Origin of the sequence: Pseudoalteromonas sp. GCY (genome assembly GCF_016695175.1) — a bacterium.
In the GTDB taxonomy this organism is placed as follows: domain Bacteria; phylum Pseudomonadota; class Gammaproteobacteria; order Enterobacterales; family Alteromonadaceae; genus Pseudoalteromonas.
In genome coordinates, this window is the sequence record NZ_CP068022.1 from 316,371 (window position 1) to 333,850 (window position 17,480).

6 protein-coding genes are annotated in these 17,480 nt (G+C 43.2%); 4 read left to right on the forward strand and 2 right to left on the reverse strand.

Annotated features, from left to right (window positions below; all coding sequences use genetic code 11):
- Window positions 1-444 precede the first annotated feature (444 nt).
- The 3 genes from JJQ94_RS01335 (at window position 445) to JJQ94_RS01345 (ending at window position 3,894) form a co-directional block, all read left to right on the forward strand.
- On the forward strand, window positions 445-1,206 hold the full coding sequence (locus tag JJQ94_RS01335) for a substrate-binding periplasmic protein (RefSeq protein WP_236596466.1): 762 nt from the start codon (window positions 445-447) through the stop codon (window positions 1,204-1,206).
- A gap of 115 nt (window positions 1,207-1,321) precedes the next feature.
- Complete coding sequence (locus tag JJQ94_RS01340) at window positions 1,322-3,472, forward strand: DUF6351 family protein (RefSeq protein WP_099028552.1); 2,151 nt, start codon at window positions 1,322-1,324, stop codon at window positions 3,470-3,472.
- A 62-nt stretch (window positions 3,473-3,534) separates the two neighbouring features.
- Window positions 3,535-3,894, forward strand: a complete 360-nt coding sequence (locus JJQ94_RS01345; RefSeq protein ID WP_099028551.1) for a gamma-glutamylcyclotransferase family protein — start codon at window positions 3,535-3,537, stop codon at window positions 3,892-3,894.
- A 47-nt stretch (window positions 3,895-3,941) separates the two neighbouring features.
- Here JJQ94_RS01345 and JJQ94_RS01350 read toward each other — a convergent pair whose 3' ends face one another.
- The gene (locus JJQ94_RS01350; RefSeq protein WP_099028550.1) at window positions 3,942-5,003 is read right to left on the reverse strand and encodes a hypothetical protein; all 1,062 of its coding nucleotides are present in this window, start codon (window positions 5,001-5,003) and stop codon (window positions 3,942-3,944) included.
- A gap of 373 nt (window positions 5,004-5,376) precedes the next feature.
- On the opposite strand from JJQ94_RS01350, the gene JJQ94_RS01355 reads away from it, so the two are divergent.
- A complete protein-coding gene (locus JJQ94_RS01355; protein ID WP_099028548.1) occupies window positions 5,377-6,132 on the forward strand; it encodes a hypothetical protein in 756 nt (251 codons plus the stop codon).
- A gap of 286 nt (window positions 6,133-6,418) precedes the next feature.
- On the opposite strand, the gene JJQ94_RS01360 is transcribed toward JJQ94_RS01355, so the two are convergent.
- On the reverse strand, window positions 6,419-17,467 hold the full coding sequence (locus JJQ94_RS01360; RefSeq protein WP_099028547.1) for a tandem-95 repeat protein: 11,049 nt from the start codon (window positions 17,465-17,467) through the stop codon (window positions 6,419-6,421).
- Window positions 17,468-17,480: the final 13 nt, after the last annotated feature.

The following is a 17,480-nucleotide window of genomic DNA, read 5'->3' on the forward strand; positions in this document are numbered from 1 at the left end:
TGCACCAGCAAAAATTTGTATTGCAAAAATGAATGTAATTGCCAGAAGAATGTAGCCAGCAGATCTGGCATTGTTTGGCAGAGGTCGCTTTAACAAGCGCTGATGCTTGTTTGTGCAATAAATTAACGTAATTGAAAGGCTCAGAAGAGCGACAAAAAACACACTTAACAAGGTAAAACTCCGTTTTACAATTAGATTGAGGATTAAGGTGAGGTTAAGATTATAGCGAATGTTATATTTTCAGCAACACAAAATACAATTGATATGATAATCATTTTCATTACACAAATAGAGTGCAGTGAGTATCCTGATACTTCTTTATACAAAGGCCTGCTAATAGCAACCACATTGAATTGATTTGTGTATGAACGTGAAACGCCCATAATATGTTCTTTTGTTGCGCTTTTTCCAATCTATCATTACGCTTATAGAAGGTAATTTAGGATGAACGCACCGATGCACATTGTTCTCTTATTGCTACTCGCCCTACTTAGTACCAACGCGCTGGCAAAAACGGATAGTCGTGCGGTACATATTTGCTTTGAACGGTGGTGGCCTTATAGCTTTGTTAACGAGCAAAAACAAGTTCGAGGCATAGAGGTTGATATAATTAAATCAGCACTTATTGGTACTCCCTATCGAGTGACATTTCATGAACTTCCTTATCGTCGCTGTTTAGCAGGCGTTGCCGATGGTACATTTGACTTTACCTTACATGTAGATGAAGCCGATGGTTTTCCAATTATTGATGTGTCATTCACCACCTGGCTGCTCTCTCTTGCGGTAAAACAAGGTCGCTTCAGCAACCCTGATGACTTTTATCAACTTGCCGCCCCTAGAGTCATGATCTCAGAGGATTACAGCTACCCGGAAGCGGCTGTACAAGGGCTGAAAAAGATCAACGCAGCCATTGTCAGCCGTTCATTTTATGAGCAAAACCATGACGACGGCAAAAAGTTTTTTAGTGTACTCAATAACAATAGAGTTGATGCAATTTTAGTCGATAAAGTGTGGGCTTTAGAGATGATCCGCCGCCATCAACTCGAAGTCACTTTTCTACCGCGTCCTTTTCATTCTGAGCAGCAATTTATGGGATACAACATCGCTAACCAAGCTATGGCGAAGCGTATCGAGTCGCTCTTAGAAAAGGTTCAGGATAAAACAATTAAAACTATTGAGATTAAATACTTAGGCGATGATTTTTAATTCCTAACGCAATAATTTCATGTTCAAATAACAAACAAATAACCACACTACGATGATCTAGTCCTACACTTATAATATCCGTTTATCCATTTGCCTAGCACTCGAAGGAGCTAATATGAAATCCTTATTTTCTTGGCTCACCGCATTATTATCTTTGATTATTCTTGGCGCTTGTGGTTATTGGTTTTGGCTAACGAGTGAGCAAGAAGAAATATACAGCGTAGAAAAAATAGCAAACAGCGAAAGTAATCCTATTCTTGAGTTTTATCCGCATATTTCAAAAGTTAAAAGACCCGTCGATACCTTCGTATTTCCGATTGCAATAGGAGATATTGGTCCTAATACCAACCTATACTCTGGCCCTAACCAATATCCCTTTTACTGTATGACTCTGGACTCTGGCCTTGGTCAACCAGAGATAGATAACCAAGCCGGACTCGGTGTGCCGGTGATGGATGAGCAATCAAACCAGATACTTGGTTTTAGTAAGGATTGCATGGCAAAAACGCGGTTACGCTACTTTGCGATAACCTCTGACAATCAAATCAAGCCGTTAGGCAAGGGAAATAAAGCGATAGGCACAAACTTACTTTTACGCGTCGAGCAAGGCACCATAAATCGCTTCATTTACACCATAGTAATGCCAATCACAGTTGACGAAATGGGTGATAGACAGGCTAAGTCTCAATGGAATAACCGACTTATCTACCAATTTAATGGTGGTTCTGGGATTGGCTTTAGACAAGGCAGGCAAAAACCGGAGCGTGTGATAGATAGACAACTTGAGCAGTTAAAGCTTGGCTACGCAGTTATAAGCTCTAGTGGCAATAAAACCAGCTACACCTACAATATGTTATTGGCCGAAGACACTGCAAGACGGGTGAAAAAGCAATTTACTAGTTTGTACGGAGAGCCGCTCTATACGGTCGGAATTGGCGGCTCTGGCGGTGGACTCGCACAATATTTGATTGCACAAAATAGCCAAGGGATCTTAGACGGCCTTATCCCACTTTATAGTTACCCTGATATGATCACCCAAACCACTTACGCGTTAGATTGTGATTTACTAAATAACTACTTTACCTTTAGAGCTAATGACAGAAAAGCATGGCGTGATTGGACCCGCCGCCGGCATATTGAAGGCATGAATGCAATCAATGACTTTCCACAAAGAGCTGGTTTTTTGCAACCACTCAACCAATTAATGTCAGGATTTGTGCCCTCCTTTCCTGATGGCAATAGTGAATGTATCAATGGCTATTTCGGGTTATCCACCTTCATTAATAATCCAAGACAAGGGTTTTTAAGGGCCTTTTATGAGGATGAAGTAGTAGAGAGAACAAACTGGAGTTACTGGCAGGACATGGCCAACGTATTTGGCACGGACCAATCAGGCTTAGGATTAAGCACTTGGGATAACGAAGGCGTTCAATATGGACTAGAAGCATTAAAGGCTCAGCAGATCACGATGGCAGAATTTATTGATCTCAACAAAAAAATAGGCGGATGGAAACCTCAAAACCAAATGCAACAAGAAGAAATTGTATTGCCGTTTGGCCACAAAGTACCTATATGGCTAACACTTTGGGGCAATCATAATATCACCACGCCAGATGACAATGGTATAGCACCAAGGCACAGCGGCAGCCTCGCGGCGATGGAAAAAGCGTACCGCTCTGGACAGGTATTTATTGGCAAAGTTGATATTCCCATCATTGACGCCAGACATTATCTTGAGAATGAGCTAGATATGCATCATATGTCTGCTTCATTTTATACTCGATTGAGAATGTCCGCCGCAGATTCAAACCCAGAGAATCAAGTGATTTGGGTCGCACATCAAGCGTTTAATCCAACTCAGCTCGCATTTGAAAAAATGGATGAATGGTTACTCAACCTCAAAGCACAGCCAAATTTATCCGTTGCAGACGCAAAACCGAAGACACTTGCTGATACGTGTTTCGACGAACAAGGTAAAGTCATCGCCAGCGGCAACGCAGTGTTTAATGGTATCTGGAATAACCAGCCGCAAGGGACCTGTACCGCTAGATATCCGATGTTTTCTACCAGCAGAATTCAAGCCGGTGCAAACTGGGCTGGTGATATATTTAAGTGTCATAAAATATCGATTGAAGAGGCGCTTGCCAAAGGTATCTACGGGGATGTAGATATCTCAACACAACTCACCACACTTAAACAAATTTATCCACAAGGCGTATGTGATTATAGTCAGTCCGATATGGGTAGACCGCAAGATCTTGATTGACCGAGAAAATGTCGCAGCTTAGACTTAGACCTAACAGGAGAACAACGGATTAGAATTAAGTAATGCAAGCATTATTTTCGTACGGCACATTGCAACAGGAGCAAGTGCAACTAGATACGTTCGGCAGACGATTAGAAGGCGAGAAAGCGGTACTTTGTGGATTTAAAATTGGCCAAGTTAAAATAACTGATCCCGCTGTTATTGCCAGTAGCCAAAAGGATATTCATCCCATTTTAATCGCGACAGGTAATGTAGAGGATGAAGTCGAGGGCACTGTATTTTTAATCACTGAAGCTGAATTAGCTCAAGCAGACGAGTACGAAGTGGATGAATATCAGCGCATTTCGGCAACTGTTGTTTCTGGACAACAATGCTGGATTTATGTAGCAAACCAAAAAGCAATTCTCGTAGAAAGTCTATAAAATGATAGAGCTTTCCTAGCTCTATCATTAGCTACTACATATATAAACTACTCACACGCCTTACCGCAGTTACTTATTGTGACTTGTTTCTGGCCCATATAGCTCGCAACGCCATATACTCGATTAAACGCAATCGCGCCGATAAACTGCCCATCATATAAAATACCTGGAGTCCAATCACTGCTATGCCAGCGACCGCTTGTTAACGCGTATTTATTTATACGATTCGCACCGTTGGCAGCAACACTGAAGTTACCTACCCAAGAAGAATTTATAGTCGGAGTACTCTGGTAAACTCCAATTTGAGCAAAATGTTTGCCATAGCCATTTGCATCACGCTTTAAATCAATATAAACATTCATACCTGTAACCAAGTTAGCAATAGTCTCTTCAATATCGATATTTAACGCTCGTTCAGCACTGCTAATATTTGCAGATACGCGTCTATCCGCTAAAATTTTCTGCATTCCAAACAATGCCCCTGGCTGCTCTAGCTCACTGAACTTTCTTAAATTACTTTTGATCAAATCATCAATTTTCGCTTTTGCGTAATCACTTGCAAAGTAATCAACAAATATACTTACGCCTGGTATGGAAAATAATTCCGTTGAGCAACTTGCATCAACCTTTCGATTATAGTTAATCGCAAGGTCTTCCAAAGCCCCTGTATAGTAATTATATGTCGCGGTAGGAGCTAGGTTATTTAAACATGCCGTCACGGTTACGCTGGGGCAAAGGATATCAATGCCGGAAAATTTGACCTTGGCATATAAGTTTATATTCTTGAGCGTCAACTTTACTTTGTAGTTAGTTGTTCCCGAAAAGGTTGCTGACACTCGCTTGGCATCAACGTCTATCGCATAAATACTTTTTACTTTACTCATGCCTGCAATATCACGACGCATACCCGATTCAGTTTCTAGCTCAAAGCTCCTCAGATCAGAAAACAAACTGTCGGCTACTGAGCCAATATTTATTGAGCGAGCAGACTCCACCGGTGAGGGCAGGCCGCTTGGTTTTGATAACTTAAGTGTTGTCTCTCCGGCATTAACACTTAGTGTGGTAATACCAATCAAAGTCAAACCAGCAAGTTTACAGATGTCTTTCACGTTCACTTACTTTATTATGAGTTGAATGAACCCATAATATGTACAAATAATGTAACAGAAAAATGATGTGTTTATGTTGTTACTTTTAACACAACTGAGCTGTTTTACATTCCGATGCTGAATTAAGCCAACCCATTTGATTTCAGTCGTATCATTTGCGGCCTCATCCTTTTTACATACACAATTGCGACATAGTATATCGGCGTTTACTAGAGACATGGACGTCTCCTTTACATAATTTCTTTTAGATATCCACTTACGTAGTGCTTCATACATTTAAAAAGCAAATTGTTATAAATTGTAAAACCCTGTTCTAGAAACATTAAAATAACGCTACACTATTTTTGTACATATTGAAGAAAAGGAAATATTCGTGAAGCGATTCAGCGTTATCGCAAGTAGCATAATAATTGCCTCATTAGTTGGTTGTTCAACCGAATCAACACAATCAGATGTAGTAAAAACAGAAGGGATTTGGGCAGATATTCGTGTTACTTCAAATGGTGAAGGCTCCCGGGTTGTTACTGAGTTCAATTTAAATAGTAGTTCTGGTGCGAATGTCATTCTTTCTGATGGTGATAGTGTTAGAGCAACACTCGGTAATGAAAGGAAGATATTGGTAAAGGATAGCGACCTATTCGATGTCGATTATCAGGGTTATTTTACAGCAACTGCAAAAAACTCTGAGCTAACACTTGAATTTATTCGTGATAAAGAGAATGAAAAATTAACCTCTAGAGTGAAACTTCCTGCACCAATAAAACTTTACTCTCCAGTTTCTGAACGATTCAACCGTAATGATAACATTTTGGTCGAGTGGAGAGAGGAAAGTGACATCAATACCAAGCTTTTTCTCGAGTTTAAATCGTTTTGTACGAAGACTACTGGCGACTCAAGCCTTATAAGCTTCGAATCTGAAATACTAGAGTCTGGTGGGCAATATAAAATTCTATTGAGTGAATTAACAGGCTTTGATGATGACGCACTGGATAAAACAAAGCCATGCGACACAACAGTAACATTATTCCGTACCCGAAAAGGTGCTATCGATCCCAAATTTAAATCCGGTAGTCGAATAAATGCCATTCAGGAAAAACAATCTGAAAAGTTCCAAATTACTCTTAACTAGTTAATTTCAATAACTTTCCCTCTCTTCTAAAAGTTATTTTAAAAAACTAATTAAGAGTAAACATAGCCCAAAGCTCTCGCAAGAGAGCTTTTTCTTTATATTTATCCCATCCTTCATATGTACTTTCCGATTCAAAGCAGATGAAGATTTCCAAGAAGTTATTGAAGAAGCTTACCTCATATCAAAATGTCTCCATCATGAAACACACTGGCACCGGGTGGCGTCCAATATAAAAAGGCCTCAGCATGTAGTTGAGGCCTTTGCAATGCTAAAACTGCAGTTAAACTTAAAAACGATAGCTCAAATTCAGTGCTAAGTCGTTTACATCATTTGCAGAAATAAAGTAGTGGCTAAAATCGACTCCTAAAGTCAGAGCTTCACTGAGTTGATAATGAACACCACCGCCTATGTAACCACTAGTACCGCTGTCTTCGTAACGACTGGAAAATCGACCATCCCGAACGCTATTGATCTTGTAATCCCAATTAAACGCACCCAAGAACATTTTACCAACAAATTTATCTGCAAATGATGTTGAGTAATTGAATTGTAATGCAGGACCTTCAGGCAAAACCGGGGCAACTCGCGCCAAAGCCATTTGGCTTTGCTCAGGATCCGCACTCAAGCCGGTAAACTCCACGCTTCCTTGACCAAGGTCAATATAGCGAAGTCCTACTTGCCAATTAGGGACTAATTCATAAAACGCCCCTATTGACCAACTACTGCTGTCTTCATCTAAATTGACGATGTTTAAGTCTGAAGCGTTAATCTCACTATCTGCTGTAGATTGTCCGAGTGTTGCTTCCAACTGCCAATTGCTCGCCTGTGCTTGTGTGCTTAATAAACAACTCGTACTCACCAATGCAAAAGCTGGTAAAAGTGATTTTTTACGGCGCAGTACCAGCGCGCTGATTAATAGTAACAACATGCCTCCAATAGTCCCTGAGGACTTATTAGTTATGGATGTAACTTGTTTAACTGATACCGTGACGCTTACCTGGCCCTCAGCCATAGCGCCAAATTCATCTTTAACAACATAGTTAATTGTATCAACACCTTCAAACCCAACTTTTGGTGTGTAACTCAGCGTACCATCAATATTAATGGCCACTGTACCTTGGCTTGCAGTTGCAGAAACAATGCTTAACACTCCGCCTTCAGGGTCGCTATCATTTGCAAGTACATCGATAATAATTTGCGCACCATTTGAGGTTGCGGTGTCATTCGCAACTTGCGGTGGTTGATTGGCGATAATAGAAACAGTCGCAGTACTATTACTCGCCCCCCCCTGTCCATCAGTCACACTATATTGAATAGTCGCATTACCTATAAATGCAGCTGGTGGCATATAGTTCAATTGATTATTTTCGATACTAACAACACCGAAATCGACACTCGCACCCGTTATGGAAAGTGTATCATTGTCACTGTCCGTATCGTTTTCGAGCACATCAATTATAATTGTTTGACCAGAGACAATTGTCACACTATCAGCATTAGCGACAGGTTGTGCGTTATTTGAGATTGGTACTGCAATTCCACCTGGGTCGACAATACTGCCATTGGCAATACCATCATCATCATTTGGACCCCCATCAACAATACGTAGTTGCACACACCAATCACCATCGCTAAGGCCTGCGCTCCATTCGTTGCTTCCTGGAGGCGGACAGAAACCTGGCTCACCTTGAGTCGAAAGCAACTCATTACCTTCTCCAACCACAAAGTCTTGCCACTCACCGCCAATTAATTTGCGATAAACCGCATTAAGTGGAATAGGTTTGCGTTGTGGTAACACGATACTGTATACATCACCGGGTTGTGGTAACCCCGTCGCAATAAAGTCGAACAAACCACCTGCATTATTGGCATTTGGATCTGAAGGCAGCTCTGATTCCAACAGCTGTAGACCACCCGTATTATTTTGTGGCACAGTAGCGCCTTTACGTAAACATACACCTGGGTCACCTTCAACCAAGAACTGGCTAGATTCTAACGCTTGTTCTTGCACCACATTACAATCAGTGATCGCATCCATGAAATCAGGAATACCATCTTCATCCTCATCGGCATAGCCTTCTTGATCATCCGGAATTAAATCACCGTCACTATCCTCTCCGGTCAACGGTGCTAAAGAGTCAACAATTTCTACAAAGACATTGCGAGATGTTGACAGACTTGGCGTCGCATTATCTTCAGCCGTAACCCTTACTTTATAAATACCCGCAGGGACATTGGCAGGGTTAAACTCAAAGATAAATGGATCATTCGATGTATTGACTAACGCCGCATCCGGCTGCCAGCTCACACTCACAAGATCATTCGGGTTAGGATCCGCAACCACGGCTTCTATGGTAACCACTTCATTAGAGGCAGTAATTAAGCTACGCTCTTCACCATTTTGCTGCACAACTGCCGATAAACTTGGTGCCACATTCTGCTCAACAATTGTGACTGTTGAAGTAGATTTAGCCCCTCTGTTTACTGAGTCACTCAGGGAGATCACAATGGTTTCGTTATCTTCGCTTATACCATCAGCAAATATATTAAAGCTGATGCTAGCACTCGTGCCCGAGTTTATTACTACTTCACCCGACTGTAAGTCATGATCACTGCTATCCGCTGAACCCGAAACGGTATAAGGTACGGTTACTGGGTAACTTGGTGCAGGGCCATTTAGATACACCTTAATCGAGTGACTGCGATCTTCTGCAACTCTACTATCTTTTTGCAGTGACACCAGAGGGTTGACGTTAAGATTCTGGCTCGCAGTGGCTTGTTGTCCTTGATTATCAGTTGTCTGCCAATAAACAATATGTTTACCAGGCGCAAAGATAGGAATTCCTCTGACTAGAGATACCGGTAGTGGACTCCCTGAGCTATCTGATGCGACCGCAGTACCAAGATTCACTTTGGTGAATAAGCCTGTTGCGTTCACGGTTAAGTCACTCGGTGCAGTAATTGATGGCGCATTGCCCGTGCCCGTACCATTAATCGTGATACTAGCATTTGCCTTTGCCCTCGCTTTACTATCATCTTCAATCAAATAAGTAACGACTATTGGTACTTGTGAGTTTTGCACAGCTTGGTAAGTCAAGGTGTTATTGGCTATGAACGCAGAACCAATTGAGGCTTTAGCGCCGATAATTCTGAGCGTTCCGCCATCAGGATCACTATCATTGCTTAACACAGGAAGCACATACTGATTGGAAGCCACAGCATCGAAGGTGAAACTGTCATCAACGGCAATAGGTGCATCATTTACGGAAGTTACTGTCATCGCGACTGAAGCCGTATTTGACTTAAACTCACCGTCTGACACTGTGTAAGTAAATACATCAGAGCCATTAAAGTTCGGTAATGGTGTATAGCTAAACACAGTACCTTGAATTTGAACTACACCATTTTGTGGCTGCGACACTAACTCCATTGTTAATGCATCACCGTCGGCATCACTAACCTCTGCCGAGAAGCTCGTAGTACCATCTTCAAGCACCGTTCTTTGCATGTTGTTTGCTACCGGCGCGGCGTTAACCGGCTCAACGTCAATTTCAAATGCCGGTAAACTTGCTTGTAATGCACCATCACTGACACTCACGATGATATTACTGTAAGTGCCCACATCATCTCTAGTCGGCGTACCTGCTAAATTACCTGAGGAAGTATCGAAGCTTGCCCAAGCTGGTAGGTTGGTCACAGAGAACGTCAATGCTTGAGAATCCACATCGGATGCTGTTGGCGTAAAGCTGTATGCTTCGTCCTGTTTGACACTTGTTGATGGTGTACCCGAGATAATTGGTGCGTCATTCACAGCATTCACCACTATGCTAAACGCGGGCAAGGATGCTTCAGCTTGGCCATCCGACACCGTAATTACGATGCCGCTATAAGTACCGTCTTGTCCTTCAGTAGGTGTACCTGTAATAGCCCCTGTCAAATCGTTGAAACTTGCCCATACTGGCAGGTTCGCCACACTGAATGTTAAGCTATCACCGTCGGTATCCGATGCCGAAGGAGTAAAGTTGTATGCAACATCTTCATTGACAGAAGTTGAAGGCGTTCCTGAAATAACCGGCGCATCATTTACTGATGTCACTGTAATATTGACTGTCGCTGCATTCGACACTAAACCTTCGGCATCTTGTACCGTATAGGTAAAGCTGTCATTTCCGAAGAAATTAGCATTCGGCGTATAAACAATATTACCTGTCGTTAGTATTTGCAGTGAACCGCCTTGAGGCTGACTAACAATTGCAACACTTGCGGCATTGAGCTGACTATCTACGTCCGTGTCATTACCCAATACGTTGATTTCTATGTTGCCATCCTCAAGTAGTTGAGCCGTGTTGTTAACAGCAACTGGCGCATCATTAACTGCAGTGATATTAACTGTAACTGTTGCAGGATCAGAACGCAGCCCTTCACTATCTTCGATGGTATAAGTGAAGGTCAATGTACCATTTTGATCTTGTTTTGGTGTGATCGCGAGCACACCATCAGAACCAACCGTAACAGTAGCAAGGTCGTAGTTGCCTGCACCATCACCTTTATCTTCAAGCGCAACATCCGAACCATCAAAACCTTGATCTTCAACATCAGAGTCATTTGCAAGAATTGCCAATGTTGTTGCAGTATCTTCGTTTGTCGTTACCGTGTCATTCCCCGCTACAGGGCGGTCATTTACAGCACCAATATTGACGGAAATCGTGGCAATATTTGACTTCCCACCTTCACTGTCAAGGATCGAGTAAGTAAAGCTATCACTCCCCGTCTCATTGGCATTTGGGGTATAGGTAATAGTGCCATTATTAAGATCTATTGCCGCTTGGCCTTTGCTTGGCTGCGACTCAAGCGCAATAATCCCTGTTGGGTTGGTATCTTCGACATCCGTTGCATTAGCTCTAACCGCCAATGCTGATGTTGGCGTGTCTTCATCGATATTCGGTGTAAAGTTAGCTGCGACTGGTAAGTCATTTACCGGCGTTATAGTAATACTAACCGTTGCCTCATTTGATTCAGCCTGAGTCGAATCTTTAACCGTGTAAGTAAATGAATCCGAACCATTTTCATTCGCGGTTGGTGTAAAGGTCACTACCCCATTAGTAACGCTTAACTGTCCCTTAGTCGGTTGAGTTTTGATAGTAACCGATGAGGCAACCATGTTGTTTTCAGGGTCACTATCATTAGCCAGCACATTCACTGAGTTTGAGGCATCTTCAAGCGTAGTCAGCGTATCATTCACAGCCGTTGGTGCGTCTTCAATCGCGTTCATATTGATTGTTACGGTGTACACCGGCGAGCTGGCATTAGCACTGTCTTCAACATGATAGGTGAAGCTATCGGTATGATTTTCACTCCCCCCATGAACATAGCTAAAACTACCATCAGTGTTGAGGGTTAACGTACCGTATTGCGGATCTGTGTCTTTCACTATCGTTAGACTGTCGTTGGAATCAAGATCATCGTCACTCGCAAGCGACAGTAGACCATTATTAAAGTCCCGCGTTAGTGTCGCGCCTTCATCTATAGTGAAACTAGTACTTTGCCCAGTTGGTGCATCATTGGTATTAACAACTTCAATATTAAATGCTGTGAGTGTATCGCTATCTGTACCATCACTCACCGAGATTTCAATATTAGATGTCGTGCCAACATGAGAGTCATCTGGCGTACCTGAAAGTTTACCCGTTTGCGTATCAAATGTTGCCCAACTTGGTTTATTCGTAATGCTAAAGGTATGAGTATCGCCAGTGTCAGAGTCAGTCAAGGTCGGCGTGAAGTCATATTCACTGTCTTCATTGACGCTCGTTGCCGGTGTACCAGAAAGCACCGGCGCAACGTTATACTTTTTAGTGACGGTGTCAGTGAACGTTGAGCTTTGATTTCCAGCAATATCTGTCACAATAACAGATAATGTTAGCGTTCCTTCTGCAAGATTGGCCACATTGATAGAACTGACTTGCTGAGTTGAACCCGTTATCGCAATGCTGCCCGAGCTACTCACAGAGCTTGTTCCATCAGAAATTTGATATGTAAAGCTGCCTGAGCCTTCTAACCCAGATAAAGCAAAACTTAATGCCGTTTCGTTCCCCGCATTTATCAAGCTTTGATCTATTGCAGCCGTGACTCCTGTTGGCGCTATAGAATCAACGGTTACTGATAAGCTGGAGCTATCTGCTGTATTACCTGCAGTATCCGTAGCACGAGCAGAAACTGAGTGTACGCCTTCAGACATCGCAGAGCTTGTAATACTCCATGTACCTCCGCTTACCGTCGCACTGCCAACACTGCCATCCACGCTAGATATGAGAGTGATTGTATCTCCAGTAGTACCTGTTCCAGTAAATGTAGGTGTGGTGTCATTGGTGGTATTATCAGTATTTGAAGAGCCTGAGTCACTCGCAGAAGCTAAGTCTGGAACACTTGGAGCTGAAGGAGCCGTGTTGTCGATCGTTACGCTTAAAGAACTAGAGCTACTACTTACGTTCGTGCTCGCATCCGTGGCGGTCGCAAAAATCGAATGTGATAGCCCTGCGGTCAACGGATCCGTTGTAATTTGCCAACTACCACCCGTTGCTATGCCAGTACCAATGACCGTTGTGCCTCCGCCCACCTGATTACTATATAATTTAACCGTCGCCCCGCTCTCAGCAGTACCACTGAAGGTTGGTGTGGTGTCATTGGTGACGTTATCTGTGCTTGAAGGACCGGTATCTGAAGCAGCAGCTAAGTCTGGTGTTGATGGCGCATTTGGCGCAACATCATCGTTTACCGTTATAGTAAATGATTCTTGATAACTTGCTGTTCCATCACTCGTTTGAATACAAACAACATAGTCACCCGGAGATGTTGATGCTTGTGTTTGTAACTTATCGCCTGAAAATTGGAAACTGCCGTTACCCGTATTTGCGCTGCAAGTACCGTTATCACTAGCACCTGAATTCACCAGACTATAGGTATGACTGTCACCACTTTCCACATCTGTGGTGCTGGCTGTCGCCACTTCCGCAGCAATTCCGGTACTTGATTGATTTATGCTTGTCGCTGTCAATGCAATATCGGTAGGGGCATCATTGACTGGAGTAATAGTGACTGTGGCCTGATTGGTACCAACACTGTCTGCCGTGCCATCATTAAAAGTATAGTTGAGTGTTACAGACGAGCTTGGCTCCTCAGAGCTGTTGCTGTAGCCAATTGATTGCAACACATTATCAACGAGAGCTGAAGTGGCACTGCTGTTGAAAGTGAGTACGAGTGTGCCAGCAGAGTTAGTCGTTACTGTACCGACTTCTGCACTATTATAACTTAGCGTCCCCCCCTGAGTTAGCGTACCAAGCAATCCTGTGTTACTAAAGATATCTTTGCTGTTAGCGCCACCTGAACGCGAGATAGTTAGTGAAGCACCATCGTAGTTACCATTTCCGCTATTAAGTGCATCAAGTTCAGTATCTGCAATGGTTACATCGCTGTCTATCGCAATCGAAGTTCCATTTTCAGTATAGGTATTACCACCATTTAAATTACTAAAGATAGGCTCATCATTCGCAGCTTCAAAGGTGATCACTGTATCACTGCCAGAGTCAGCGACCGTAAACGCAAGATCGTTTCCTGCGGCATTCGTGAGCGAAATACTTATTTCTGGGTTGGCAAAGGTAGTAGCGTTGGTGTCCACCTCCAGCGTACTAGTGCCGTTAAAGCGAATATTGCTGGTTGATAATCCTGTTACGCCTGTAATTGTTATCTTATCTCCGATGCTAAGATCGGCTATTGTGTCACCGTTTAAGTCACTTTGCTCTCCGACAAAATTATCGTTACCATCGTTACCTGTCATGGTATCTGTACCGCTGCCAGGACGTATGGTGTCTGCGCCACTACCACCTGTGATCGTATCAGAGCCATCCAAATCAGTTGCCGTAATGTCAAGCACATCACCCGAAAATGCGGACGCGTCTATAACTAAATCAGCAGTAATTGCACTACCGCTAGCATTTGCAACCGACACGGTTTGACCGTCGCCATTAAAGTTATCTGTAAGTGTGATCGTTGCTGCGTTATTTGTGCCAATTGAAATACCATCAATGGCAGAAACCGAGGTAGTTGAGAAGTCAAATGTTCCACCATCCATGAGTTTTAATGTCTCACTGCCCGCAGCACCTGAAATTGCGGTCGCAAAATCATTTAGGTTTGCAGCATCAATCGCGACAGTTGCACCACTACCAATATTAAGTGTACCAATGTTGGTAAATACACCACCACTAATATCAGCGCCATCCGTTACCTGCACATTGTCGGCAACCGTTGAGTCGCCAATTAACGTGCCCGTATAGGCACTACCGCCGATAGCAAATGAAATAGCATCTGTTGTAGAACTGGCAGTAACAGAAGTAGTACCGCTTAAAACTGTAATTGTTCTGGTGTTACTACTATCATCACCAACATTGTAATTTTCAACGCCGGTCAAGGTAGTGATATTACCATCGCCACTGATAGTGATGGTTTCAGATCCCGCGGCTGTAATTGTACCGGTAAAGCTTTCATGTTGAGTTGCAGCCATGGAAACTGAAGCGCCAGAGGCCAAAGTTAAATTACTGACCGCATTAATAGTTGCACCTGTTATATCAGCACCAGAACTTAAAGATAAAGTATCTGCGGTCGTATTTTCGCCTGTGATTGTTCCGGTATAAGTGAGCGAGCCTAAATCAAAGGTAATTGCGTCTGAAGTTGAAGTACCAGTAACAGAATGACCTGCACTGCTCACGGTCACGGTTCTTGAATTTGTTAAATCATCAGATAAAGTATAATTTTCAAGCGCTGAAACCGTTGTAATATCGCCATCACCTGAAACAGTTAGAGAATTAGTACCATCGCCGGAAACCGTGCCTGTAAACGACGACAACTGAGATACTGATATCGTGGCAGATCCATCAGTTGCTACAGAAAGGTTTTCAAAACCGCTTACCGTGGCCCCTGCGATACTTCCGCCATCACTAATTGAAAGCGTATCAGTACCACTGCCTCCTGCTAGAGTACCAGTAGCTGTGAATGTACCAACATTTATGGTGTCGTCACCACTGCTGCCTGTTACACTTTGCCCAGCAGCGCCAAGCATAAAGGTATTAGCCGCTGAAAGTATATAATTTTCAACAGCGCTGTTACCAGTTAAGCCATCGCTTGAAGCACTGATAGTGATACTCTCAGTACCTGCCGCTGTAATCGTTGTGAAGCTGTCATGCTGAACTTCGGTCATAGTTACTGAGGCGTTATCACTTAAGGTCAGTGATTCAAAACCACTGAGCGTCGCACCACTGATGTTCGCGCCAGTATTCGCTTGCAGAGTATCAGTGCCTGCACCGGCCGCAAGCACACCTGTGGCCGTAAACCCGGTTACATTAACCGTGTCATCCCCACTGCTACCCGTCACATTTTGAGTCGCGCCCCCCATGGTAAAGTTCATTGCTGCGCCTAACACATAGGTTTCAATATCGCTATCACCGGTTAGGGTTTGATCTCCATCCGCACTAGATATTGTAAATTGGTTTGTACCTGAACCATTAATCGTCGTAAATGCATCATGCTGCGCTTCGGTCAGCGTTAAAGAAGCATTATTATCAGGGGTTAATGTTTCGAAATTAGTTAAGGACGTAAAGTTAGCTAAATTAGAGCCAGTGACTACAAACAAGGTATCCGTCCCCGCGCCCCCATCCGCAGCTGAACCAGCAATATGGCTAGTATCAGCAATAGTCAGTGTTTCATCGTCACCAGTAAAGGTGATTGCTGGAGATAAGTGTGTGCCGTTTGTTGTATTAAAACTGGCTGCGGTAGTGCTTGCTGCAGTGACATTACTTACGGAAATAGTCGCTGTGCGAGAAGTACTATTAACAGTACCGTCGTTGATCACAACAGTTACGGTTCTTGCGGTTTCATTGGGACTACTGGAGGTGTTGTTGTAAGTGATTGCCTGTAAGAAGGTTTGTACTTCAGAGGCGGTTGCTGTTGCGCCTGTGATAGAAATTGTATCTTGTAGCGAAATATCAGAAGAACCCGAAATTCCCGTCAATGCATCTTGAGCGGATGCACTAACATTCAGGCCTTCAGATGCACCGTCTTGATCGTTGGTAAGACTTACTGTTATGGTGGTAATTGTGTCGCCATCAGCTTCCGTCACAGCAGCATTCGCGGCGATATTTACCGCACTACCGCCTTCAGAAAATGAAGCACTACTATTATCGCTACCACTCGTTGAATCTAAATCAACTGCAGGAGCGGTGTTAACCGTCGAGAAATTAAAGGTAGTATCGTCACTGATCCCCGCAAAACTGTTTCCCGCAGAGTCATCAACAGCAGTTGCATCAATACGAATGGCGTAGTCGCGATTACCTGTTAGGTCATTCGTAGGGTTTATATAAATTTTATCATTTGTAATACCAATACGACCTGCACTTGGGCTAGTCGTCGTACCGTCGCTTTCTGTCGCGACATCAAACACTTCAAAATCACTACTACCACTGACGTCACGAATAGTAATGTTACCAGTTCCAAGGGCTATATTTTCGTTAAAGTCAATAGTAATATTACTACTTCCCGAGACCCCTGTCGCATTGTCATTCGGTGTTGAGTTTCCGCCATCGAACGTAGGTGCAACCTCATCGATATCTGTAACCGTAATGGTAATATTTTGTGTAGCCGTGTTGTTGCTACTTCCACCGTCATTGGCAGTAACCGTAATATTGTAAATATTGTCGCCGCCGTTGTCTCCCGGCGATTCATAATCCGGTGCAGTCTTAAACGTGATGACACCAGAGCTTGAGTTAATATTGAACTGCGAAGCATCTGTACCAGATAAAGAGTAAGTGATCCCTGAGTCATTGCTACCGCCATCACCATTGTTAGCATTAACATCAAGCACTGTGCCCGTGTCATTTTCTGCAAAGTTAGTAGATGCGCTGCTGTTGAAGGATGGAGGATTATTACTAGGCGGAGCCCCCCAAGTACATGTTCCAAACGGAAGGTTATACAAACAGTCAAACTCGTTAGTAAAACTACTACACAGAGGATCAGAGCCTGTACATTGCGACAGAAATTCCAGCCGCCCCCAACTTGGATCGCGCGTGACCGTAACAGGTTTGGAAGTCAGCTTTGACTGTACATAGTCAAGCGCTTGCTGATTGACCGTTGTATGAGTCACTACGTCCTTTAATGTCTCTGTATTTGCTAGCGTTGATGAAGCCACTGCCACAGGCAACTGAATAGCAGCACTGCATAGCAATGCGGCCTTAATATGGGTTTGTAGTTTACTGTACGTAAATACCATTGCGCTGTTATATTCTGTATCCATAGTTTTATCCACA